This is a genomic window from Microbacterium sp. A94, assembly GCF_051842855.1.
Lineage (GTDB): Bacteria > Actinomycetota > Actinomycetes > Actinomycetales > Microbacteriaceae > Microbacterium.
The window spans coordinates 224,838-246,528 of sequence record NZ_JBPXMU010000005.1 but is presented as its reverse complement, the minus strand read 5'-3'; the positions used below and the strand labels follow the sequence as shown (position 1 = coordinate 246,528).

The following is a 21,691-nucleotide window of genomic DNA, read 5'->3' as shown; positions in this document are numbered from 1 at the left end:
AGAAACACCATGATGCGAACGACTCTGAGCCCGACGCCGCGAACGCGCGGTCGGCTCTTCGACCCCAAGCTCGTGATCGGGATCGTCGTTGTCGCTCTGCTGCTGGTCGTGTCGTTGTTCGTCGGGGTCTACGACATCTTCGGCGCGGATGACGGCGCCGAGATGTTCGCCATCACTCGCATCCCGCGCACCGCGGCCCTCATGCTCGCCGGAGCGGCGATGGCCATGTCCGGTCTGGTGATGCAGCTACTGACGCAGAACCGTTTCGTCGAACCGACCACCACCGGCACCACCGAATGGGCGGGCCTCGGACTGCTCGCCGTGATGATCATCTTCCCGACGGCCGGCATCGTGCCCAAGATGACCGGCGCGATCATCGCCGCATTCATCGGCACGATGGTCTTCTTCCTGTTCCTGCGGCGGGTGTCGCTGCGCTCGTCTCTGATCGTGCCGATCGTAGGGATCATGCTCGGCGCGGTCGTCGGCTCGATATCCACCTTCATCGCCCTGCAGACCGACATGCTGCAGAGTCTCGGCGTCTGGTTCGCCGGCAGCTTCACCTCGGTGCTGCGCGGACAATACGAGGCATTGTGGATCGTGGCCATCGTCGGCGTCGTCATCTTCATCGTCGCCGACCGCTTCACTGTCGCTGGCCTGGGCGAGGAGATCTCCACCAACGTCGGCCTCAATTACAACCGCGTCGTGCTGCTGGGCACCGCCCTGATCGCGGTTGCCACCGGTGTCGTCACCGTCATCGTAGGCAACCTTCCGTTCCTCGGACTGATCGTGCCGAACATCATCTCGATGATCCGCGGAGACGATCTGCGCAGCAACCTGCCCTGGGTCTGCCTGCTCGGCATCGCCATCGTCACAGTGTGCGACATCATCGGTCGCACGATCATCATGCCGTTCGAGGTCCCTGTCTCACTGATCCTCGGTGTCGTCGGATCGCTCGTGTTCATCGCCCTTCTGCTGAAACAGCGCCGTCGTGCTTAGGGCCGTCGATTCCGCACGCGCCCCGCGGCTGGCCGAGCGCCGTTCAGGCCCGCTGCCGAGCGGACGCGCCAGGCGCAGATACTTCACGATCCTCGGCATCCTGATCGCGCTCGCGGCATTCTTCGCCATCGGGATCCTGGTGTGGGACAACCCGGTGCCCTTCGGCACCGACGGATTCTGGCGCATCACGCAGATGCGCACCACGAGCATCATCGTGATGCTGGTCGTCGCGTTCTGCCAGGCGATCGCGACGGTCAGCTTCCAAACTGCCACCGAGAACCGCATCATCACCCCGTCGATCATGGGATTCGAGGCGCTGTACGTCGCCGTGCAGACAGCCGCGGTCTACTTCCTCGGGGTCACCGGACTCGTGATGCTGCAGGGTAACGCCCAGTTCGTGTTGCAGATCGTGGTGATGGTCGCGCTGTCAGTGCTGCTCTACGGGTGGTTGCTCTCGGGTCGCTACGCCAACCTGCAGGTGATGCTGTTGATCGGCATCATCATCGGCGGCGGGCTCGGATCGGTGTCGGCGTTCATGCAGCGCCTGCTCACACCCAGCGAGTTCGACGTGCTCACCGCCCAGATGTTCGGCAGCATCTCCAACGCCGACCCTGAGCAGTTGCCCATTGCGATCCCGCTGTGCCTGGTGGCCGGCATCCTGCTCTGGATGAACGCCAAGCGACTCAACCTGCTCGCGCTCGGCAAGGACATCACGACAAACCTCGGGCTGAACCATCGGCGTGAGCTCATTCGCGTGCTGCTGCTGGTGTCGATTCTGATGGCGGTGTCGACGGCGCTGGTGGGACCGATGACGTTCCTCGGATTCCTCGTGGCGACGTTGGCTTACCAGTTCGCCGACACATACGACCACCGGTATATCTTCCCGATCTCCGTGCTGACCGGCTTCGTCGTGCTCGCCGGAGCATCGTTCGTGATGAAGCACCTCTTCTACGCGCAGGGCGTCGTCTCGATCATCATCGAGCTCGTCGGGGGCGCGCTCTTCCTCATCGTGATCCTCAGAAAGGGTCGACTGTGATCAGTCTTACCGACGTCCGCAAGCAGTACAGCGACACCGTCTCGATCGGTCCCGTCGACCTGCAGATTCCGGCCGGGGGAGTCACTGCCCTGGTCGGGCCGAACGGCGCCGGCAAGTCGACACTGCTGACCATGATCGGTCGATTGCTGGGCCTGGACGAGGGGACGATCGAGATCGGCGGGTACGACGTCGTCAGCACGCCCTCGAAGGATCTCGCCAAGATCGTGTCGGTGCTGCGCCAGGAGAACCACTTCATCACCCGACTCACGGTTCGCCAGCTCGTCGGTTTCGGCAGATTCCCACACTCGAAGGGGCGGCTCAACGTCGAGGACGAGCGGGTGATCAGCGAGGCGATCGAGTTCCTCGGTTTATCTGATCTTGAGACCCGGTACCTCGACGAACTCTCCGGCGGACAGCGCCAGCGAGCGTATGTCGCGATGGTGCTCGCCCAGGACACTGATTACGTGCTGCTGGATGAGCCGCTGAACAACCTCGACATGCGCCACTCGGTGCAGATGATGCAGCACCTGCGGCGCGCGGCTGCTGAGCTCGGACGCACGATCGTGATCGTGCTGCACGACATCAATTTCGCGGGACACTATGCCGATCACATCTGTGCGGTCAAGGACGGCAAGGTCGTGCAGTTCGGTGCACCGGACGAGATCATGACGGATGCTGTGCTCAGCGACGTCTTCGACACCCCAGTACAGGTGATCGACGGTCCGCGCGGGCGGCTTGCGGTCTACTACTGAGGGCTGCGCTTAGAGTTCGATGCCGCGAGACTCGTCGTTCACGCCGCTGTTTCCGCCCTTGCGGGACTCCGCGGCGATCAGCCAGATCAGCGACACGATCAGCGCGAGCAGCAGCCCGAGCCAGACGTTCTGCAGGACCAACCCGATCACCAACCCGAGGATGAACAGCGCGATGGTGCCGCCGAGCCAGGTCCAGCGTTGCTTCTTCGTTGCCGCCATGGCCCCAGCATAGGGGGAAGCGCGTTTCCGTGCCGTGGTGCGGCGTGGCGTTGGCGCGAGGGATTCGTCTAGCGCCGGCGATGGTCCTCGGGTGCGAGGCGCGGTCCACGGCGTGCTTCGCGTACGCCGCTGGCGAGGATGAGGCGGATGACCCGGTGGCGGTGGCCTGCCCACGGCTCAAGGAGCGCCAGCATCCCGTCATCGTCGGCGCGTGCGCCGGTCAGTGCGAAGCCGACCTCGTGGGCGAGGTGGTAGTCACCGACGCTCACGGCGTCCGGATCGCCGAGGGCGCGCACGCGGGTTTCGGATGCGGTCCAGGGGCCGATTCCCGGCAGGCTGGTGAGAACACGGTCGCGATCGGCGCCGGTGGGAGCTGCGAGCACGGCATCGGCGATGCGCTGCCCTCGTTCGGCCGCGCGCACCAGCGCACGTGACTGCGGCGGCTCGACGCCGGCTTGATGCCAGTCCCATGACGGGATGCCGTGCCAGCCGGCGACGGTCGGCGGTGCGAACATCGCGCGCGGCGTCGGGCCGGGGGCCTGCTCACCGAAGCGGGTGACGAGCACACGCCAGGCTCCGAACGCCTGGAACGACGTCACCTTCTGCTCGATGACGGCGCTCGCGAAGGCGTCGAAGACGAGGTCGGTGCGGGTGAGGCGGAGCCCGGCGTGACGGCGCGCAGCCTCGGCGATGAGCGGATGCAGCGATGCGTCGAAGCCGGCCGGATCGTCGTCGGCACCGCACAGCGCCGGAAGCTGTGTCAGGGCCCACTCAGCACCAGGACCCCAGGCGGTGGCATGCACGCCCTCCGTGCTCTGCCGCAGTGCCAACGTCGCGATGCCCTGCGGGGTGCGCGAGGCACGCCACAGCGTGGTGCCGTGGACGAGCATCGTCGGATCTTTCGGTCCGCGCATGAGAGCGCGGACCGTGCGGAACATGTTCAGCGGGTGCGGGGGCCGATACGCCGTGGTCAACGGCGGGGCCGACGCGGCAGCGGGGGCCGTGGCATCCGCTGTCGTGGTCATGCAGATACCCTACGTCCGGTCTCTGACAGTGCTCGTTGCCGTCGCACCGTCCCCGGTTGCCGTGGCCCTGGTGCACAACTCCTGAACTTTGGGCTGGAACGGTCCGGATCCGGCCGGTTTTCGCTCCGAGCGGCCCAATCTTCAGGAGTTATGGTCGAGGAGGCGGACTGGCCGATCAGGCTGGATGCCGGGTCGAACTGCCCGCAGACAGCCTCAGAAGCGGTCGGGCGAAGGCGTGCCGTGTCCGTAGCGGATGGCAACATCGGCGTGACGGTCGAACCGGTAGCCGACACCGCGGACGGTGCGCACGATGTCCTCGTAACGGCCGAGCTTCGCGCGCAGGCGCCGCACGTGCACGTCGATGGTGCGCTCGCCAGGGGTCTCGTCATCCGGCGACTGCCAGAGCGCAGAAACCAGCTCCGTGCGCTCGATCGTGCGGCCTTCGCGCAGAACGAGATACTGCAGCAGCTCGAACTCTTTGTAGGTGAACGCAGCGGAATCGCCGTCGATCAGAACGCGCTTGCGGGAGATGTCGACGGTAACGCCGTAGTTCTCGTCCTGCTCCTCATCCTCGGCCGCCTTGGAACGGGCGATCGCGCCCGGTTCCTGCAGGGCGAGGCGGACGACATCGAGGTCGCGTCCACCGGCACCGTGCGGTGCGAGGGCGACGGTGGCGTGCGTCTCAGCTCCAGGAGCGAGCTCGGCGAGCGTGCGGCGCAGTGCGTCGACAAGCACCGGCAGGCTCACACCGGCTTCGGCGGCCTTGATCTCGTCGAGACCAACGTAGAGGGCGAAGCCGCGCGGCGAACGGGTGGCGGGAAGATCAGCGGCAGTCGGCGCAACGGCGGCAGACACTGCCGGCGGCTGGACGGCACGAAGGTGCGCGGCGGAAGTAACGGGACGCTCGAGGAGTGCAGTATTCGACATGATGATGAAGTCCTTGTGAGGGTGAGCTGATACAGCTCTGATGTGTTGCATGAATGACCGGAAAGGCCGGGAACGAGCACAAGGGGTGGATGCTCGGGGGCTCAGAATTCGCAGATGGCGATTCCGTCGAGCCAGACGGGTTGGCTGGGGTCAGCTACACATTCGGCAACACATGCCAACGCAGCCGGGCATCATCATCCCGGCAGTCCTGTTCGCCTCCTGGGCGGACAAAGGGCGCGCGTTGGTGGTCATGGGGGGATTATTACTGACGATGTCGTCTCGTGTCAAAACGAGTCCCTGCGTGTCGGTGTGGCCTACCGTGTAGAGATGAGTGAATCCACGATGATTGACGGTTTCCTTCTCACCGACGAAAAGGATGCTTCGCGCTACACGCTCACCCGAGACGGAGTGCTCGTCAGCGCTCTTGATTATCGCGACGACGGGGCGACGATCGCGCTCACCAGAGCCTTCACCATCCCGACTTTCCGCGGAAACGGGCATGCTGCCCGTGTGGTCGCCGGTGCCGTCGCCGATATCGAGAACCGCGGCGATCGCAAGGTCGACCCGGTTTGTTGGTACGTCGCCGAGTGGTTCGAGCAGCACCCCGCGCACGCCGGGCTGCTGCGCCGGCGCTGAGCGCTCAGGTGTGTGACCTTCTATTACGCATCGTGTGGCATCTGCAAAGATGAGGGCATGAAACTCGCTGAGGCACTGACGGCCAGAGCAGACCTGCAGCGCCGCTTCGAACAGCTGCGCGCACGCATCACTGCGAACGCCCGCTACCAGGAGGGCGAGGAGCCTGCAGAGGATGCCGCAGCACTGCTGGGTGAAGCCGAAGCCGACCTCGGTCAGTTGCGCGATCTCATCCGGCGGATCAACGCGACCAACTCCCGGCTCTCCCTCGGCGCGGACGGGACAATGACCGATGCGCTCGCCGCGCGCGATGTGCTGCGCCTGCAGCATTCTTTATTGGCGGATGCTGCGGCCGCAGCATCCGGAACCAACTCCGTCGGCATGCGCCAGATGCGATCAGAGCTGCGGCAGATCGCAGCGCTCCCTGTCTCAGAAGTGCGCGCGGCGGCCGACGGCGTCGCGCAGGAACTGCGCGAGCTGGACAATCGGATTCAGCAGGCCAACTGGACGCACGACCTGGAGGAATAGAGCGGAAGTCGGTAGCCACGACGAAGCGGGCACAAGCCCTGCCGGAGGGTCAATTCCGGCTCCTGTAGGGCGGAGGGCAGTCCAGATCTCGCATCGCGCAGCCCCGCACGCCGCACAGGTGAAAGTGCAACGCGCACACTGTATGACCACGTGTCGATCGTCGCGGTGAGGGTGGGTCAGGGGACCTTCCGGCTCGAATCCACAGCTTGGCCTCAGATACAATGGAACTCTGCTCAGCACCGTTAGCTGAGGCGGTCAGCCTCTGAACGGAAGCTGGTCCGAGGCTTGAAACCTCCGGCATCCTCACCAGACACCGGAGGTATTTTCATGTCTCAGACCCTGCGCGCCCGCCCCAAAGCCAAATGGTGGGCCCTGTTCGTCATCTCGTTGACCCAGCTCGTCGTCGTCCTCGATGGCACCATCGTCAACATCGCTCTGCCGCAGGCGCAGATCGCTTTGAACATGGATGATCATCTGCGGCAGTGGGTCGTCACCGCCTACGCCCTCGCCTTTGGGGCGCTGCTGCTGCTCGGCGGACGCATCGCCGACTACTGGGGCCGCAAGCGCACGTTCATGGTCGGCATGATCGGCTTCGGCCTGGCGTCGCTGTATGCAGGCTTGGCGACCGCCGGGTGGGAACTCATCCTCGGTCGCGGGCTGCAGGGCGTCTTCGCCGCGATGCTGGCGCCGGCCGCGCTCGCACTGCTGACCACGCTGTTCCCCTCCGGCAAGGAGCGCAACGTCGCCTTCGCCGTGTTCGGAACGGTCGCCGGCACCGGCGCGGCCGTCGGCATGGTGCTCGGTGGATTCCTCACCGAGTTCTTCGACTGGCGCTGGTGTCTGCTGGTGAACCTGTTCTTCTGCGCTGTCGGTATCATCGGCGGCGCGCTGTTCCTCACCGAGAGTAAAGCGGCGGGCGACAAGCGCTACGACCTGTGGGGTGCGCTGCTGGTCACGGCTGGCCTGGCATCCTTCGCGTACGGTTTCAGCCTCGCGGAAACGGGCTGGACCAACCCGTTCACGATCGGCTTCATCGTGCTGGGGCTCATCATCCTCGCGGCGTTCGTGTGGGTTCAGGCGAAGGTCTCGAACCCGCTGCTGCCGCTGCGCGTTGTCGCCAATAAGGTGCGCGGCGGGGCGTTTCTCATTCAGGCCGTCGCCGGCAGCGTCATGATCGGCGCGACGCTGTACCTGACCTTCCACCTGCAGATCGTGCTCGGTATGGGAGCGCTCGAGGCCGGAGTGGCCAGCCTGCCGCTGCCACTGGGAACGATGGTGCTGGCCGGATTCGCGACGAAGATGCTCGGTCAGGTCGGCCCGCGTCCGATGCTCATCGGCGGTCCTCTCGTCGTCGCGGGGGCGCTCGTCTATCTGTCGTTCATCACTGCCGACGGCAACTACTTCGTGCAGGTCGCCCCGGCGCTGCTGGTCATGGGCCTCGGAATGGCGTTCGTCTTCATCCCGTTGCAGAATGTCGCCCTCACAGGGGTGGAGCCGCACGATGCGGGTGTCGCATCCGCCGTCACCAACTCGGCCATGCAGATCGGTGGATCGGTGGGTCTGTCGATCTTCACGGCGGTCTACGCCGCGATCATCGGCGGTCACGCCCAGGGTGAGGTGGGCCGAGACGTCCTCACGAACGGCTACGGCGGAGTTTTCCTCGCCGCCGCGGTCGGTATGGTGCTGGCATCCGTCGTCGCGTTCACCATGGTGCGCGGGCGCAAGGAGGATCTCCTGCCGCGCGAGCCGATGACGCAGGACGAATCCGTCTCCGAGGACGGCCCCGTTTCCGAGGACACCGGCACCCTCGCACTGGCCAACTGATCGGGATGCCACGGCACGCCTCTGAGGGAATGTCCGCGGCGCTCCGTACGGTGTGAATATGCGAATCCTGCACACCTCCGACTGGCACATCGGCCGCACGTTCCATGGCAACTCGACCATGGATGCGCTGGCTGATGTGCTGTCGGCGCTGGTGCGGCAGGTGGCTGAGCTCTCGGCCTCTGAAAACCCAGTGGATGTCGTGATCATCGCCGGCGACGTTTTCGACTCCGCGACTCCGGCAGGCCCCGCGTACACACTGCTCGGGAACACGCTCGTCGCGCTGCATGAGACGGGCGCTCGCGTCATCGTCACCAGCGGGAACCACGATTCTGCTGCCCGGCTGGGATTCCAGGCGCAGCTGCTGCGTGACGGCATCCATGTGATGACCGATCCGCTCGCGATCGGTCGGCCGGTGACGATCGACGATGCAGATGGTCCCGTGCACTTCTACGGCATCCCGTACCTCGAGCCAGCGATCGTGCGACAGCACTGGCCCGAGGTCACCCTGCGCACGCAGGCGCAGACCATGGCGCACGCCATGGGTCTGGTGCGAGCCGATTTGGCGTCGCGTGCGGGGCGTTCGGTCGCGATCGCACACTGCTTCGCGGCTGGCGTCGAGGCGACCGACGGCCTCGAACGCGAGGTTCGTCAGGGCGGGCTCGACGTTGTACCGCTGAACGTGTTCGACGGACCTGACTATGTCGCACTCGGCCACATCCACGGGCGACAGACCCTCAGCGAACGCGTGCGATATGCCGGGGCTCCGCTGCACTACAGCTTCGGCGAGCAGCATAAGGAGCGCGGTTCCTGGCTCGTCGACATCGACCGCGTGGGGGCTGTGTCCGCGCAGTGGCTCGCTCTGCCAGTACCGCGCAGGCTCGTGACGCTGACCGGAGCGCTCGACGAAATCCTCTCCGCCGAGAACGTCGCAGCCCACGCCGACGACTGGGTCTGCGCCGTCTACACCGACACTCTCCCACAGGCCGAACCGATGCGGCGCCTGAAAGAGCGATTCCCTTACTGTGCGATGGTGCAGCACGCGCCCGTCGGGGCAGCTGAAACCGAAGAGCGCTCGTACTCGGACCGGCTGAAGACGGCCGTCACCGATACCGAGCGCATCGAGGCCTTCCTCGAGCACGTACGCGCAGGTCACGGGGCCAGCGAACGCGAAAGCGAGCTGATCGACGAGATCCTCGATGAACGCGTTGCCGCAGAGGCGCTCGTCTAGTGCGTCTGCATCGGCTGGAGATCGAGGGGTTCGGGCCGTTCCTCGACCGGCAGATCGTCGACTTCGACCGCTTCGCTGACGATGGCATCTTCCTCATCGCGGGGCGCACGGGCGCGGGTAAGTCCAGCATTCTGGATGCTGTCTGCTTCGGCCTGTACGGGGGCGTTCCGCGGTACGAAAGCGGTGACAAGCGCCTGCGCAGCGACCACTGCGCTCCGGACGACATCAGCGAGGTCGTCATCGAATTCAGCACCACTGCCGGACGATTCCGGGTGACGCGCTCGCCGGAGTATCTGCGTCCGGCCAAACGCGGTGGCGGCATGACCAAGCAGGTGTCGGCCGTCGCCCTCGAAGAGTGGGTCGACGAGACCTGGGTCGGTATCGCGGCGCGGGCTGTGGACGTGGCAGGCGAGCTCGACATGATCTTGCAGCTCAGTCGCGAACAGTTCCTGCAGGTCATCCTGCTCGCACAGAACCGTTTCGCACGGTTCCTGCTCGCCGACAGTAAGGAGCGCCAGTCGCTGCTGCGCCGGTTGTTCGCGACGGAACGCTTCGAAGACGTGCAGGCGCGATTCGACGAGCGGCGCCGCTCAGCCGAGTATCTCCTGGAGGGGCGTCTGGCGGCTGTCAACGCTGGCCTCCAACAGGCCGAGCGCATGGTGACCAGCACTCAGCTGTGGGGCGAGTATGAGCTCGATCAGGTTTCCAGCGGAACCACCGAGGAGCGCCTCGAGAAGCTTCGGGCTGCGCTCGAGCGCGCCCAGTACCATCTCGAACGCCGAGATGCCGAAGGTGCAGAAGCCGAGACGCGACTCACCGCGGCCGACGCGGCACTGACAACCGCGCGCGAGGAGCAGAACGCGCAACAGAACAGGGACGCGGCCAGGGTTGCGATGCAGCAGCTGGACGCCCAACAGCCCGAGATCGCGGCGGCCCGCACCACCCTGCAGCGTGCCCGGGCAGCAGAAGCGCTGCGCGGCACGATCAGCGCCGCCGATCGTGCCGCGAGCGACCGTGAGAAGGCTGAGGTCGCCGCATGCGCGGCCCGCGAGGCGTGGGCTGCGGCAGAGGTCGAACTCGAGGAGGTCACCGCAGAGACGCTGGAAGTATGGGCGGAACAGCGGACCAGTCAGAGCGGCGAGTGGAAGCGCGCAGCCGAGCTCGAGCAGAACGCCCCGAACCTCGCTGCGCAGAAGACGGATGCTGAGACGCAGGCGGTAGCGGCATCCGAGCTCGTCGATGCGCGCGACGCGGAACGGGCAGAGCTTCCGGCCCGGATCGCCGAGCTGACCGCACAGCGAGACACCGCGAGGCGCAGCGCCGACAGAGCCGACGACCTGGACAGGGCGATGAGCGCCGCGGTGGCACGCCGAGACGCAGCGGTAAAAGCCGAGCGGCTTCGGGAAGATCTCAAGCAGGCGGAGCGGTCGCTCGTGGATGCGAGCAGTGCCCTCGACGATGCACAGCTTGCGCTCACACAGCTGCGCCGCCGCCGTCTGGACGGCTTCGCTGGAGAGCTCGCGACCGCACTGGTGCCGGGGGAAGCCTGCTCCGTGTGCGGGGCGACGGAGCATCCCGCGCCGGCCGAGCACAGCGATCCCATTTCGCAGGACGACGTCGCCACCGCCGAAGCCGCGCGTGATGTCGCCGCCAAGGGCGATCGTGAGGCGCTCGATCGCGTAACAGAGCTTAAGCGCGAGCTGGCCGTCGTAGACACGGTGACGGAAGGCCGCACCGCCGTCGTCGCCGAAGATGAGCTCACCGCTACGACAGCGCTGTGTGCCGAGGCACAGGTAGCCGTCGGCACACTCGCTGACGCCGAGCAGGCGCTGCGTGAGACGACAGCACGATCGGCGCAGCTTGAGAAGGACCGTGCCGAAGCGGCAGCAGCGTTGGCGCAGGCGCGCGAGGCACTCGCCCTGATCGCCCAGCGCAGCACTGAGGCTGAGGCAGCCGTCGCCGACGCACGCGGCCCCTTCGGATCGGTCGCTGAGCGCATCGCCGCGGTCACCGCGCACGTCGGAACTGCTCGTGCTCTTGCCGATGCGCTGGAGGAAAGCGCCCGGCGGACGACGACACACGCCGAGGCTGTGGCCGAGCAGGAGCGGGCGCTCGATGCATCCGACTTCGACGACGTCACGGCCGCACGTCAGGCGCTGCTACCGGCGGCCGAGCAGCAGGAGCTCGACTCGCGCATCACATCGCACACCGTGCAGCGCGAGAAGCAGCGAGAGCTGCTGCTGGCATTGGAGATGCGCGCGCTTCCCGAGGCTCCGGTCGACCTCGGCGGGCCCGAGGACGCAGCACGTGCGGCGCGCACGGCATGGACGGCCGCGCTCGACGCCGCCGCGAGAGCGAAGACCACCGTCGAACAGCTCGGCGAACTCATCGAATCAGCCGCAGTGGAATATGCCGCCAGCGCCGAGCAGCAGGCCGATTTCGCGGTGCTCAAGAGCCTCGCTGACACGATCGCCGGGCGCTCCGGAAACACGCACAAGATGACGCTTGAGACGTTCGTCCTCGCCGCGGAACTCGAAGAGATCGTGGCGGCTGCCAACCGACGGCTCAGTGATATGTCGACCGGTCGGTATCAGCTGCAACATTCCGATGCACTCGCAGCCCGTGGCGCGGCATCCGGTCTCGGAATCGTCGTCTTCGATGCCTTCACCGGCCAGACCCGGCCCGCGCAGTCACTGTCCGGCGGCGAGACCTTCCTCAGCTCGCTTGCGCTCGCACTCGGACTGGCCGAGGTTGTGACCGCGCGCGCCGGTGGCATTCAACTCGACACGCTCTTCATCGACGAGGGCTTCGGGTCACTGGACGGCGACACTCTCGACGTGGCCATGCGCACGCTCGACGAACTACGCTCCGGCGGACGCACTGTCGGCATCATCAGCCATGTCGAGTCGATGCAAGAGCAGATTCCCGCTCAGCTTCTCGTCGAGCAAACCGACAGCGGTGCCAGCCGGATCAGAGTCTGAGTCTGCAGGATCGCACTCCGGCTGTCTCAGACGTTCGCCGGGCTCCACTCCGATACCGAATCCACCGCACCCAGTTCATCTGCGGTCAGCTCAAGCGCGGTGCTGGCCAGCAGATCTGCCACCTGCTCCACACGTGACGCGCTGGCGATGGGAGCGGCAACCGTCGGCTGTTCGCGCAACCACGCGAGAGCAACGGCGGCAACTGACGCGCCGTGCGCCGCAGCCACGTTCTCCAACTCGGCGATCACCCGCAGTCCGTGCTCCGTCGCGTACTTCGATGCTCCGCCGGCACGCGGTGAGTTCACGCTCGTAGCATCCGTCGAACGGTACTTTCCGGTGAGGAAACCGCTGGCCAAGGCGTAGTAGGGCACCAGGCTCAGCCCGAACTCCTCGGCGACCGGGATGATGTGCTCCTCGACGTCGTTTCGGTGCACGATGTTGTAATGCGGCTGCACGGCGACCGGTAGCGCGATGCCGGCATCCTGCGCGATCTCGATCCACGAGCGGATGCGGTCGGCCGAATAGTTCGACACGGCGATGTGACGGACGAGGCCATCGTGGACGAGCTGACCGAATGCGGCGACCGTCTCCTCGAGAGGGGTCGCGGCATCGTCGAAGTGCGCGTAGTAGAGATCGATCGACTCGACGCCCAGACGATTCAGCGATGCCTCCGCGGCCGCGCGGATGTTCTTCGCTGACAGACCCCTGAATTCCGGATGGCTGCTGACCTTCGTCGCGATCGTCAATCCGCGGGGCTTGCGGGAAGCGAGCCACTCGCCGATGATCGTCTCACTCTCGCCGCCGCTGTTGCCCGGTACCCAGGCGCTGTACCCATCGGCGGTGTCGATGAAATTCCCGCCACCGGCGACGAAAGCATCGAGGATCTCGAAGGAGGCGTCGCGGTCGGCGGTCCAGCCGAACACATTGCCGCCTAGCGCGAGGGGCAGCACATCGAGGTCGCTGTGGCCGAGAACAGTCATGAGGAGCTCACTTTCTTAGCCGCTGGTGAGGCAACCAGCGCCGTACGCCACCCTATTGCCGGCTTCGCGGGATCGCCTCATTGCTTCGTAACAACCAACGACGATACTGGAGACATGACGCTTCAGAAGGAGATCGCACAGACACTCGGCGTGCAGGCAGACATCGACCCGCGCCAAGAGATCGAGCGCCGGGTTCAGTTCCTCGTTGACTACCTCACGACAACAGGCGCTGCCGGGTACGTGCTCGGCATCTCCGGTGGTCAGGACTCGACCCTCGCCGGGCGCCTCGCGCAGTTGGCTGTCGAACGTGTGCGTGAGTCGGGCCGTACGGCATCATTCATCGGTGTGCGTCTGCCCTACCGGGTCCAATATGACGCGGATGATGCCATCGCGGCTGTCGCGTTCGTCGCTGCCGACCGCGCCGTGGATGTCAACATCCAGCACGGCGTCGACGGTGTCGAAGAAGATATCGAGCAGGCGGCCGGCGCAGAACTGACGGACTTCAATCGCGGGAACATCAAGGCGCGCATTCGAATGGTGACGCAGTATGCGTTGGCCGGACACGACGGGCATCTGGTGCTCGGTACCGATCACGCGGCCGAAGCGGTGACAGGTTTCTACACGAAGTTCGGTGACGGCGCAGCCGACATCCTGCCCCTTGCCGGGCTCACCAAACGGCAGGGCAAGGCGCTGCTTCGTGAGCTGGGTGCCCCGGACCGCCTCTGGATGAAGGTGCCCACCGCCGACCTGCTCGACGGGCAGCCGGGACGAGCCGACGAGGACGAACTCGGGCTGACCTACGAGCAGATCGATGACTACCTCGAGGGCAAGCCAGTGGATGCTGCCACCGCCGCGCTAGTGGAAGCCAAGTATCTGGGCAGCCGGCACAAGAGACACCTTCCGGTCACCCCAGACGACACCTGGTGGCGCAGCGCTCGTTGAGCCGCGCGCCCGCGGTGATGTCGGATGCCGCGGCTAGTGTCGAAGCATGCGAATCGACACCCACGCTCAGCGCGTTATCTGGAGCGCCAGCGACCTGAAGGCCGCCGCCGAGTGCGAGTTCGCCTGGGCACGCGCAATCGATGCGAAGCTCGGCCGTGTGCCCCGGGTGGAAGAGCCCGAAGACGCTACGCTCGCCCGGGCCGCTCGGCTCGGAGACGTGCACGAACTGAATGTGCTCGAGGCATATCGCCAGCGTTTCGGCGTCGACTCCGTGTACGAGGTTTCCCCGGTCTCATCGGCCGAACCAACGGCGCTCGCGGCCGCTGTGGCACAGAGTACGGTGGCGCTTCGCTCCGATGCGCGGGTGGTGTTCCAAGCCGCCTTCTCCACCGACGAGTTCGTCGGCTTCGCGGACTTTCTGCTGAAGGATGACGACGGCCGCTGGCGGGTGCAAGACTCCAAACTCGCCCGCACTGCGCGAGTCACTGCCCTCATGCAGCTTGCGGCATATGTCGACCAGCTCGATCGCCTCGGCATCCCGCGTGCCGACGAAGTCGACCTCATTCTCGGCGACGGCACCATCAGCACGCACGCCGTCGATGATCTGCTGCCGCTGTTCCACGTCCGTCGAACACGTCTGCGCGCAATCATCACCGATCGTCGAGTTTCTGACGGTCCAGCGGGTGAGGCACTGGCCTGGGGCGATGGGCGCGATGAGCTCGATATCACCGCATGCGGGCGCTGCGCCACCTGCACCGAGCAGGTCGATGCCGCCAGAGACCTGCTGATGGTGGCGCGCATGCGTCCGGTACAGCGTGCACGACTGCGTGCCGCCGGCATCCAGACGATCGATGAGCTCGCCGCCGCGGTACAGGCTCCGACGGGCATGAACGTCGATTCTTTCGAGTCTCTCCGTGATCAGGCGCGACTGCAATTGCGGGCAGACGCCGATGACGCGCCGGTGTTCGATGTCTACCATCCGCAGGCCATCAACACGCTTCCGCGTCCGAGCCGCGGTGACATCTTCTTCGATTTCGAAGGAGATCCGCTCTATACCGAGCCTGCACCTGACGGGCACACCCAGTGGGGGATCGACTACCTCTTCGGCTGGGTCGATAACGACGACCAGTACACGCCGCTGTGGGCGCATACCTTCGCCGATGAGAAGCGTGCGCTCGAGCAGTTCCTCGATTTTGTGAACGCTCGCCGCGCCGCCCACCCCGACATGCACATCTACCACTACGCGCCGTACGAGACGTCGCACCTGGTGGCGATGGCTGCGCGTCACGGGACCGGTGAAGCGGCCGTCGACAAGCTCCTGCGTGACGGAGTGTTCGTCGACCTGTACCCGCTGGTGCTGCGCACGGTACGTGTCGGTTCGCGTTCCTACTCCATCAAGAAGCTCGAACCGCTTTATATGGGCGAGGACGTGCGCACGAGCGACGTGCAGAAGGGGGATGACTCGATCGTGCAGTACGTCGCCGCGCGGGAGCTCTCCGCTGCTGGCGAGGCTGCGCAGGCGCAGGCGGTGTTCGACGACCTGGCCGATTACAACCGTTACGACTGCGTCTCCACCCGCCGGCTGCGTAACTGGTTGATCGAGATCGCCAAGCAGAAGGGGGTCAACCCGGCCCCGCCTGATATCCCCGAAGAGCTCGTCTATGAGCCATCGCACCGCTCCGTCGCGCTGCTGGCCGACGCCGCTCGTGACGTCGAAGCCGGGGGAGACGGCGAAGCGCACCGTGTCGCCGCGGCAGCGATCGACTATTTCCCGCGCGAGGCCAAGAGCTTCTGGGTCGGCCACTTCCAACGTCTGCGTGAGCCGGTATCGATGTGGGACCAGACCCGCGACGTCGTTCGGGTCGATGCTGCGCAGAGCACGCTCCGGCGCGATTGGAGTGTCGAAGAGGGACGACGAGTCTCCTCGCGTGAAATAGAGATCCGCGGCGAGGTCTCACCAGGCACGACACTGGGCGAAGGGTCGAACCCGTTCGCTCTGTACCCGTATCCGGCTCCCTTCGATGCGGAAGCACCGTCGCGCGCGGTGCATGTTGCCCGCACTCTTACAGTGCTCGAAGTGCTGGACGACGGCTACGTGGTCGTTGAGACGGCAATCGGCGGTCAGACCTGGGATGAGTTACCTCTCGCTCTCACCCCGGCGTCCCCGCCACGTGTCGCATCTCTCCAGGGCGCGATCGATGAATGGGCGGATGCGGTGCATGCCGAGGCACCCGCGTTCCCGCAGGACGCCGCGACCGACATCCTGCGTCGCATCCCGCCGCGTACTGTTTCCCGAAATGCGTTGCCGGCAGCGGACGACGACCGAATCGATGCGATCGTCCGGGGCATTCTTGATCTGGACCGCAGCTATCTCGCCGTACAGGGCCCGCCCGGCACCGGGAAGACCTACACCGGCTCGAAGGTGATCGCCCGCCTCGTGAACGAGCACGGGTTCCGGGTCGGAGTCGTGGCGCAGTCGCACGCGATCGTGGAAACGCTGCTCGAACGAGTCATCGTCGATGGTGTGCCACCGGGCCAGGTCGCAAAGGCCCCGAAGGACAAGCACAGCAACCCGACGTACACCCCGATCCCGAAGCCCGGGATGGCGGCGTTCCTCGCTGAACGTGGTGAGCAGGGTGTGGTCGTCGGGGGCACCGCTTGGGACTTCAGCCACACCGGCCGTGTCGAACGTCACGGGCTCGACCTGCTGGTCATCGATGAAGCCGGACAGTTCTCCATCGCCTCGACGATCGCGGTGGCAGCCGGTGCGAAGCGACTACTCCTCCTCGGCGACCCGCAACAGCTGCCGCAGGTCAGTCAAGGAGCGCACCCGGAGCCCGTGAACACCTCGGCGCTGGGATGGGTGATGGACGGCGACGCCGTCGTCCGAGCAGAGTACGGGTATTTCCTCGACCGCAGCTGGCGGATGCATCCGGCAGTTGCCGCTCCCGTCTCCCAGCTCTCCTATGCCGGCAAGCTCGCTTCCGCGCCCGGCACCGAACGACGCTCCATCGCCAGTATTGAACCCGGCGTGCGCATCGTCCCGGTGCGTCACCGGGGCAACGCCACGCAGTCCCCACAAGAGGCCGCCGAGGTCGTGCGAATCATCGGCGAATTGCTCGGCCGCGAGTTCACCGATATGGATCAGGACGCTTCTCCCAGGCCCCTGGGCGAGTCCGACTTCATCGTCGTGGCACCGTACAACGCGCAGAAGCAGCTGGTCTCCGACGCTCTTGCCGCTGCCGGGTATCCCGGGGTCCCGGTGGGCACCGTCGATAACTTCCAAGGCAAGGAAGCGGCTGTCTCGATCGTCACGCTCGCGGCATCCAGCGGCCGTGATGCGCCGCGTGGTCCCGAGTTCCTGCTGCTGCAGAACCGGCTGAATGTCGCGATCTCACGAGCGCAGGTGGCTTCGTTCGTCATCCACTCGCCCGCCCTCCTCGATGACCTGCCGTACACGCCGGAGGGCGTGGCGCGGCTGAGCGCATTCGCGCGGTTGGTGGGTGCAGACCGCGACGAGAGTGCGAAGGATGACCGCGCGGACTCGATGTCGCCGGCCGGTGCTAGCGTCGCGCCATGACAAGAAGTGGGCGGTCTGCTCGTCGCATCCGAGTCGCGGGCGAGCGGCGGACCGTTCGTGCTCTTGTATTCAGATGACCTCGATGCCACGGCGCGCGCGATCGCTCAGGCGGGCGGTCGCATCGTGCAAGAACCGTACGAGTTCCCCGGCGGGCGACGGCTGCACTTCGCCGACTCGAGCGGCAATGAACTCGGAGTGTGGGCGCTGCGCTGATCGCCGGAGCGCTGTCGCCCGGGTCGTGCTTAGGCCGCGCTCAGGCCGTGTTCCCGGTCGCGCTCAGGCCGTGCCGTACAGGCGGTCGCCGGCGTCGCCGAGACCCGGCACGATGTAGCCCTTTTCGTTGAGGCCCTCGTCGAGTGCTCCCAGCACGAGCGTCACGTCGCGGTCGCCGACGATCTTCTCGATCGCGGCAACGCCCTCGGGCGTGCCCAGTAGGCAGATCGCCGTGACATCCTGCGCACCGCGCTGGAAGAGAAACTCAATGGCTGCCCCCAGCGAACCGCCGGTGGCGAGCATCGGATCGATAGCGAAGCACTGCCGATCGCTGAGGTCATCGGGAAGGCGCTCGGTGTAGGTCGTCGGCTCGAACGTCGTCTCGTCGCGGATCATCCCGAGGAAGCCGACCTCCGCGGTGGGCAGCAGCTTCACTAGGCCCTCCAGCATCCCGAGCCCGGCGCGCAGAATCGGCACGACGATCGGGCGCGGCTCCGAGATCTTCACGCCCATCGTGGTGGTGACGGGCGTGGTGATCTCAACAGGACTCACCTTGACATTGCGCGTCGCCTCATAGGCGAGCAGCGTCACAAGCTCCTCCGTCAGCTGCCGAAAAACAGGCGACGGGGTGCGCACATCGCGCAGCACCGAGATCTTGTGGGTGATGAGAGGGTGGTCGGCGACGTGAACACGCATGGTTACAGGGTAATGCGCTGCACGCCTGCGACACGACTCTGATTGCACTAGATCAGGCTTTGGACGCTGCGCGTGCGGCGATACGGGCCTTACGGCGATCACGCCACATAGCGTTTGTCTTCTTAGCGTTCACAGTGGTGATCACGGCGACGAGCAGCGGACCGGCGGAGATGGTGGCGATGTATGCGAAGTTTTCCATGTCTTCAATCTTGCCGACGCCAGCGGATGAGCGGATCAGCCCGGTGGCTGATCTTCGGCATCCGCCCTGAGGGGGATGCCGACACGACCGAGAACTAAACTCGACGCATGACCCGCTCCGATGACCGTGCGATGCAGCGTGCCCTCGCGCTCGCCGCTGAGGCTGCTGCCGACGGCGAAGTCCCGGTTGGTGCGGTGGTGTTGAATGCCGAAGGTCAGGTGGTTGGTGAAGGGCGCAACAACCGCGAAGAAACGCACGACCCCACCGGGCACGCTGAGATCGTGGCGCTGCGGCAGGCCGCGGCATCCACCGGATCATGGAACCTCGAAGCGCACACCCTCGTCGTCACGCTGGAGCCGTGCGTGATGTGTGCTGGCGCGATCCTGCAGTCCCGGATCGGGCGGGTGGTGTTCGGGGCGTGGGACGACAAAGCAGGGGCCGCCGGGTCGATGTACGACGTTCTGCGTGATCGCCGCCTTCCCTACCGTGCGGAGGTTGTCGCCGGTGTGCAGAAGGATGCCGCAACCGCACTGCTGCGCGAATTCTTCGAGCAGCGCCGCTGAGTCTGTCGACGCGGGCGACGCGGGCGACGCGGGCGACGCGGGCGACGCGGGCGTCGCGGACGTCAGTCCGCGGACTTCAGAACGAACACGTCCGTCGACGGCTCGGGGTCGATCGCTGGACGGTAGATGTCGGGCTGGATGTAGATGGCGCGTGCCGTGGGAACGGTGTCGCGGATCTGCTGCTCGATCACTTCGATGTGATCGGCCAACTCCCGCACGGTCTTCTCCGCCGGGAAGGCGATCTTCGCGGCGACGAGCAACTCACCGGGCGCAACGATGAATGTCTTCAGGCTGATGAGCTTCTCGATGTCGGGGCATCCGATGATGGCATCGATGATCAGGTCCACGTCGTGTTTGCTCGCAGATGCACTCATGACGGTGATTCTAGTTCGCGCCGCTCAGGATGCCCAGGACCTGATGGCGGATGCCGCTAATAGGATGGCCGCATGGCTGAATCGCTCCCGTCTCTCGCGTTCCTCGGTGCCGGATCGATGGGAGGCGCCATCCTGCACGGCGTCGTCGCCTCCGGCCTCGGTGTCGACGGCGGGATCATCGCCACCAACCGCACGGCTGAGAAGGCCGCGTCTCTCGCCGAGCTCGAGAATGTCACGGCGGTCGCGTTGGAGGAGCGCCCGACCGGCAACGTGGATGCCGTGGCGTCGGCCCGCATCATCCTCGTGGGTGTGAAGCCCGCGATGGTGCCCGATCTGCTGCGCGAGATCGCGCCGGCTCTGCGCGAGGATGCCATTGTCGTGAGCCTTGCCGCCGGCGTCACCCTGGCGACCTTCGCCGAGCACCTCGGGCCGGACGTCAGCGTGATCCGGTCGATGCCGAACACGCCCTCGACCGTGGGCAAGGGTGTGACCGGCCTCGCGGCCAGCGCGGCCGCATCCGCTGATGACCTCGCGGTGGTGCGCCGACTGTTCGAGCTTGTGGGCGCGGTCATCGAGGTGCCAGAAGAGCGCATCGATGCGCTCTCCACGATCTCCGGTTCTGGGCCGGCGTATGTGTTCCTCCTGATCGAAGAGCTGACGAAGGCAGCGATCGGCAAGGGCTTCGATGAGGCGGATGCGCGTCTGATGGCCGAGCAGACATTCATCGGAGCGACCGCACTGCTGGCGGCATCCGGCGAGACCCCCGCCGAGCTGCGCCGCCGTGTGACCAGCCCGAAGGGCACCACGGAGCGGGCCATCGCCGTGCTTCAGGACGCGCACCTCGACGAGCTTTTCGCCAGCGCGACCGATGCTGCGCTGGCCCGTGCACGGGAGATGGCCGCCGGGAACTGAGCGCGCTCAGCCGCGGGGATGCCGCATGACACGCAGCAGCGCCGCGCGGAAATCCTCCGGACGCTCGAGGTGCGGAGAGTGTCCAACACCTTCCCAGACGACCTCATCGACCTCGCCGCCCGCGGCGGCGTAGGCGTCGAGCACCGCTCTCGTCTGCGACACCATCTGCTGGGCGGGAGCAACATCTGCTCCGGGCCAGCCAGGGATCGCGCCGATGGCGCCGAGGTGGTTCAGATCGAACAATGACGCATCCGACACGATGGCGTCAGCGGTTCCGCGCACCCAGAGGATCGGCGGCTTCTCGACCAGGTCGATCAGGCGCGAGACGTTGAAGTTCCCTGGCGCCATCGTGTTCAGCACACCGGTGTCGCCCGCGCCGAAACCGGGCCAACTCGTGCTTGTGACGCTGTTGCCAGGGTAGTTTCCGGGTTGGGTTGAGGTCGAATTCATTGCGGCCACCCAGTTGTCCTCGTGTTCGGCGATGTGCCCGGGGGCGACGTAGCTGGCGCGGAACACGTTGCGCGGCGATGTCGGCGCATCGGCAGAGGTGTCGCCGGCGCGCAGACGGTCGATGAAGTCCGGATTGCCGCCGCCACCTCCGCAACCGGCATCATCATCAGTCAATCGCGATCCATCCAGGCGCGTTCCGCCGAAGCCATAGGGCGAGACCGGAGCCTGAAGCGTCAGACTGAGCACCGGGTAGTCGAGTGCGTACTGCATCACGACGCCGCCGCCCATCGACCATCCGACCAGGTGTGCCGAGGGCACGCCGATCTCCTGCAACGTGGCATACACGTCATCGCTGAAATCGCTGAGGCCGCGCGTCGCATCCACCGGCAGCGCCTCGCTGCCACCGAAACCGCGCAGATCCACGGCGATCGACCGCACATCCGCAGGAAGGCTCAGCATCGTCTCCTGCCAGAACAGGGCCGATGAAACGTTTCCGTGCACGAAGACGACCGTGCGCAGCGGGGGAGTGGAGGGGGCATCGGCCGTGCGCTCGAGGATGTTCACGCGCAGTCGGGACGTCTCGATCACCCGCGCGGAGATACCGTCAAGAAGGATATTTTTGGTGATCGACAT

Annotated in this window: 21 protein-coding genes; 13 read left to right on the top strand and 8 right to left on the bottom strand. The window is 65.9% G+C overall.

Features of this window, described 5'->3' with window-relative positions; all coding sequences use genetic code 11:
- Positions 1-9: 9 nt before the first annotated feature.
- From ACSU1L_RS14090 to ACSU1L_RS14080, 3 genes are read left to right on the top strand one after another with little or no spacing between them, the layout of a single operon-like run.
- Positions 10-996 (top strand): ABC transporter permease, encoded by a 987-nt coding sequence (locus ACSU1L_RS14090; RefSeq protein ID WP_438255577.1) that lies wholly within the window; start codon positions 10-12, stop codon positions 994-996.
- A complete protein-coding gene (locus ACSU1L_RS14085) occupies positions 989-2,032 on the top strand; it encodes an iron chelate uptake ABC transporter family permease subunit (RefSeq protein WP_438255576.1) in 1,044 nt (347 codons plus the stop codon). The genes ACSU1L_RS14090 and ACSU1L_RS14085 overlap by 8 nt, the downstream gene beginning before the upstream one ends.
- A complete protein-coding gene (locus tag ACSU1L_RS14080; protein ID WP_438255575.1) occupies positions 2,029-2,784 on the top strand; it encodes an iron ABC transporter ATP-binding protein in 756 nt (251 codons plus the stop codon). The genes ACSU1L_RS14085 and ACSU1L_RS14080 overlap by 4 nt, the downstream gene beginning before the upstream one ends.
- A 9-nt stretch (positions 2,785-2,793) precedes the next feature.
- Here the strand turns inward: ACSU1L_RS14080 and ACSU1L_RS14075 are convergent, their stop codons facing one another.
- The 3 genes from ACSU1L_RS14075 to ACSU1L_RS14065 form a co-directional block, all read right to left on the bottom strand.
- On the bottom strand, positions 2,794-3,003 hold the full coding sequence (locus ACSU1L_RS14075; RefSeq protein ID WP_438255574.1) for a hypothetical protein: 210 nt from the start codon (positions 3,001-3,003) through the stop codon (positions 2,794-2,796).
- A 68-nt stretch (positions 3,004-3,071) separates the two neighbouring features.
- A complete protein-coding gene (locus ACSU1L_RS14070) occupies positions 3,072-4,028 on the bottom strand; it encodes a DNA-3-methyladenine glycosylase family protein (RefSeq protein ID WP_439256197.1) in 957 nt (318 codons plus the stop codon).
- A 213-nt stretch (positions 4,029-4,241) separates the two neighbouring features.
- Complete coding sequence (locus ACSU1L_RS14065; protein WP_438255572.1) at positions 4,242-4,955, bottom strand: winged helix-turn-helix domain-containing protein; 714 nt, start codon at positions 4,953-4,955, stop codon at positions 4,242-4,244.
- A 327-nt stretch (positions 4,956-5,282) separates the two neighbouring features.
- Here ACSU1L_RS14065 and ACSU1L_RS14060 point away from each other — a divergent pair, with 327 nt between their 5' ends.
- The 5 genes from ACSU1L_RS14060 (at position 5,283) to ACSU1L_RS14040 (ending at position 12,149) form a co-directional block, all read left to right on the top strand.
- Positions 5,283-5,591, top strand: a complete 309-nt coding sequence (locus ACSU1L_RS14060) for a GNAT family N-acetyltransferase (protein WP_438255571.1) — start codon at positions 5,283-5,285, stop codon at positions 5,589-5,591.
- Between the two features lie 57 nt (positions 5,592-5,648).
- Positions 5,649-6,116 carry a DIP1984 family protein gene (locus ACSU1L_RS14055; RefSeq protein ID WP_439256196.1) on the top strand — a complete coding sequence of 156 codons (468 nt, stop codon included), beginning with the start codon at positions 5,649-5,651 and terminating at the stop codon, positions 6,114-6,116.
- A gap of 327 nt (positions 6,117-6,443) precedes the next feature.
- Entirely contained in the window at positions 6,444-7,940 is a 1,497-nt protein-coding gene (locus ACSU1L_RS14050; RefSeq protein WP_439256195.1) for an MFS transporter, read from the top strand.
- Positions 7,941-7,998: 58 nt separating this feature from the next.
- Entirely contained in the window at positions 7,999-9,168 is a 1,170-nt protein-coding gene (locus tag ACSU1L_RS14045) for an exonuclease SbcCD subunit D (protein ID WP_439256194.1), read from the top strand.
- Positions 9,168-12,149, top strand: coding sequence for an AAA family ATPase (locus ACSU1L_RS14040; protein ID WP_439256193.1), 2,982 nt, complete (start codon positions 9,168-9,170; stop codon positions 12,147-12,149). Before ACSU1L_RS14045 ends, ACSU1L_RS14040 begins: the two co-directional genes overlap by 1 nt.
- Positions 12,150-12,175: 26 nt before the next feature.
- On the opposite strand, the gene ACSU1L_RS14035 is transcribed toward ACSU1L_RS14040, so the two are convergent.
- Positions 12,176-13,129: an aldo/keto reductase gene (locus tag ACSU1L_RS14035; protein ID WP_439256192.1), complete on the bottom strand. Its 954-nt coding sequence runs from the start codon at positions 13,127-13,129 to the stop codon at positions 12,176-12,178.
- A 114-nt stretch (positions 13,130-13,243) separates the two neighbouring features.
- Here ACSU1L_RS14035 and nadE point away from each other — a divergent pair, with 114 nt between their 5' ends.
- Genes nadE through ACSU1L_RS14020 form a run of 3 tightly spaced genes read left to right on the top strand, consistent with a single transcriptional unit; the run spans position 13,244 to position 17,864 of the window.
- Positions 13,244-14,071 (top strand): ammonia-dependent NAD(+) synthetase, encoded by an 828-nt coding sequence (gene nadE, locus ACSU1L_RS14030; protein WP_439256191.1) that lies wholly within the window; start codon positions 13,244-13,246, stop codon positions 14,069-14,071.
- Between the two features lie 46 nt (positions 14,072-14,117).
- Positions 14,118-17,651 (top strand): TM0106 family RecB-like putative nuclease, encoded by a 3,534-nt coding sequence (locus ACSU1L_RS14025; protein WP_439256190.1) that lies wholly within the window; start codon positions 14,118-14,120, stop codon positions 17,649-17,651.
- Between the two features lie 6 nt (positions 17,652-17,657).
- Positions 17,658-17,864: a VOC family protein gene (locus ACSU1L_RS14020; RefSeq protein ID WP_439256189.1), complete on the top strand. Its 207-nt coding sequence runs from the start codon at positions 17,658-17,660 to the stop codon at positions 17,862-17,864.
- Between the two features lie 63 nt (positions 17,865-17,927).
- On the opposite strand, the gene upp is transcribed toward ACSU1L_RS14020, so the two are convergent.
- Entirely contained in the window at positions 17,928-18,560 is a 633-nt protein-coding gene (upp, locus tag ACSU1L_RS14015; protein ID WP_438255562.1) for a uracil phosphoribosyltransferase, read from the bottom strand.
- 52 nt (positions 18,561-18,612) lie between these two features.
- Positions 18,613-18,759 (bottom strand): hypothetical protein, encoded by a 147-nt coding sequence (locus ACSU1L_RS14010; RefSeq protein ID WP_439256188.1) that lies wholly within the window; start codon positions 18,757-18,759, stop codon positions 18,613-18,615.
- A 107-nt stretch (positions 18,760-18,866) separates the two neighbouring features.
- Here ACSU1L_RS14010 and tadA point away from each other — a divergent pair, with 107 nt between their 5' ends.
- Positions 18,867-19,322, top strand: a complete 456-nt coding sequence (gene tadA, locus ACSU1L_RS14005) for a tRNA adenosine(34) deaminase TadA (protein ID WP_439256187.1) — start codon at positions 18,867-18,869, stop codon at positions 19,320-19,322.
- Between the two features lie 62 nt (positions 19,323-19,384).
- Here the strand turns inward: tadA and ACSU1L_RS14000 are convergent, their stop codons facing one another.
- Positions 19,385-19,696 carry a hypothetical protein gene (locus tag ACSU1L_RS14000; protein WP_438255559.1) on the bottom strand — a complete coding sequence of 104 codons (312 nt, stop codon included), beginning with the start codon at positions 19,694-19,696 and terminating at the stop codon, positions 19,385-19,387.
- 72 nt (positions 19,697-19,768) lie between these two features.
- Between ACSU1L_RS14000 and proC the strand changes: the two genes are divergently transcribed.
- Positions 19,769-20,608 carry a pyrroline-5-carboxylate reductase gene (gene proC, locus ACSU1L_RS13995; RefSeq protein WP_439256186.1) on the top strand — a complete coding sequence of 280 codons (840 nt, stop codon included), beginning with the start codon at positions 19,769-19,771 and terminating at the stop codon, positions 20,606-20,608.
- 6 nt (positions 20,609-20,614) lie between these two features.
- On the opposite strand, the gene ACSU1L_RS13990 is transcribed toward proC, so the two are convergent.
- A complete protein-coding gene (locus tag ACSU1L_RS13990; RefSeq protein ID WP_439256185.1) occupies positions 20,615-21,691 on the bottom strand; it encodes an alpha/beta hydrolase in 1,077 nt (358 codons plus the stop codon).

Excerpts from the sequence above, each read along its gene's own strand:
- ACSU1L_RS14000 (WP_438255559.1), bottom strand. The coding sequence starts at position 19,696 with ATGAGTGCATCTGCGAGCAAACACGACGTGGACCTGATCATCGATGCC.
- ACSU1L_RS14070 (WP_439256197.1), bottom strand. The coding sequence starts at position 4,028 with ATGACCACGACAGCGGATGCCACGGCCCCCGCTGCCGCGTCGGCCCCG.
- upp (WP_438255562.1), bottom strand. The coding sequence starts at position 18,560 with ATGCGTGTTCACGTCGCCGACCACCCTCTCATCACCCACAAGATCTCG.
- ACSU1L_RS14060 (WP_438255571.1), top strand. The coding sequence starts at position 5,283 with ATGAGTGAATCCACGATGATTGACGGTTTCCTTCTCACCGACGAAAAG.
- ACSU1L_RS14075 (WP_438255574.1), bottom strand. The coding sequence starts at position 3,003 with ATGGCGGCAACGAAGAAGCAACGCTGGACCTGGCTCGGCGGCACCATC.
- ACSU1L_RS14045 (WP_439256194.1), top strand. The coding sequence starts at position 7,999 with ATGCGAATCCTGCACACCTCCGACTGGCACATCGGCCGCACGTTCCAT.
- ACSU1L_RS14055 (WP_439256196.1), top strand. The coding sequence starts at position 5,649 with ATGAAACTCGCTGAGGCACTGACGGCCAGAGCAGACCTGCAGCGCCGC.
- ACSU1L_RS13990 (WP_439256185.1), bottom strand. The coding sequence starts at position 21,691 with ATGTCGATCACCAAAAATATCCTTCTTGACGGTATCTCCGCGCGGGTG.
- ACSU1L_RS14010 (WP_439256188.1), bottom strand. The coding sequence starts at position 18,759 with ATGGAAAACTTCGCATACATCGCCACCATCTCCGCCGGTCCGCTGCTC.
- ACSU1L_RS14090 (WP_438255577.1), top strand. The coding sequence starts at position 10 with ATGATGCGAACGACTCTGAGCCCGACGCCGCGAACGCGCGGTCGGCTC.
- tadA (WP_439256187.1), top strand. The coding sequence starts at position 18,867 with ATGACCCGCTCCGATGACCGTGCGATGCAGCGTGCCCTCGCGCTCGCC.
- ACSU1L_RS14065 (WP_438255572.1), bottom strand. The coding sequence starts at position 4,955 with ATGTCGAATACTGCACTCCTCGAGCGTCCCGTTACTTCCGCCGCGCAC.
- nadE (WP_439256191.1), top strand. The coding sequence starts at position 13,244 with ATGACGCTTCAGAAGGAGATCGCACAGACACTCGGCGTGCAGGCAGAC.
- ACSU1L_RS14050 (WP_439256195.1), top strand. The coding sequence starts at position 6,444 with ATGTCTCAGACCCTGCGCGCCCGCCCCAAAGCCAAATGGTGGGCCCTG.
- ACSU1L_RS14025 (WP_439256190.1), top strand. The coding sequence starts at position 14,118 with ATGCGAATCGACACCCACGCTCAGCGCGTTATCTGGAGCGCCAGCGAC.
- ACSU1L_RS14035 (WP_439256192.1), bottom strand. The coding sequence starts at position 13,129 with ATGACTGTTCTCGGCCACAGCGACCTCGATGTGCTGCCCCTCGCGCTA.
- proC (WP_439256186.1), top strand. The coding sequence starts at position 19,769 with ATGGCTGAATCGCTCCCGTCTCTCGCGTTCCTCGGTGCCGGATCGATG.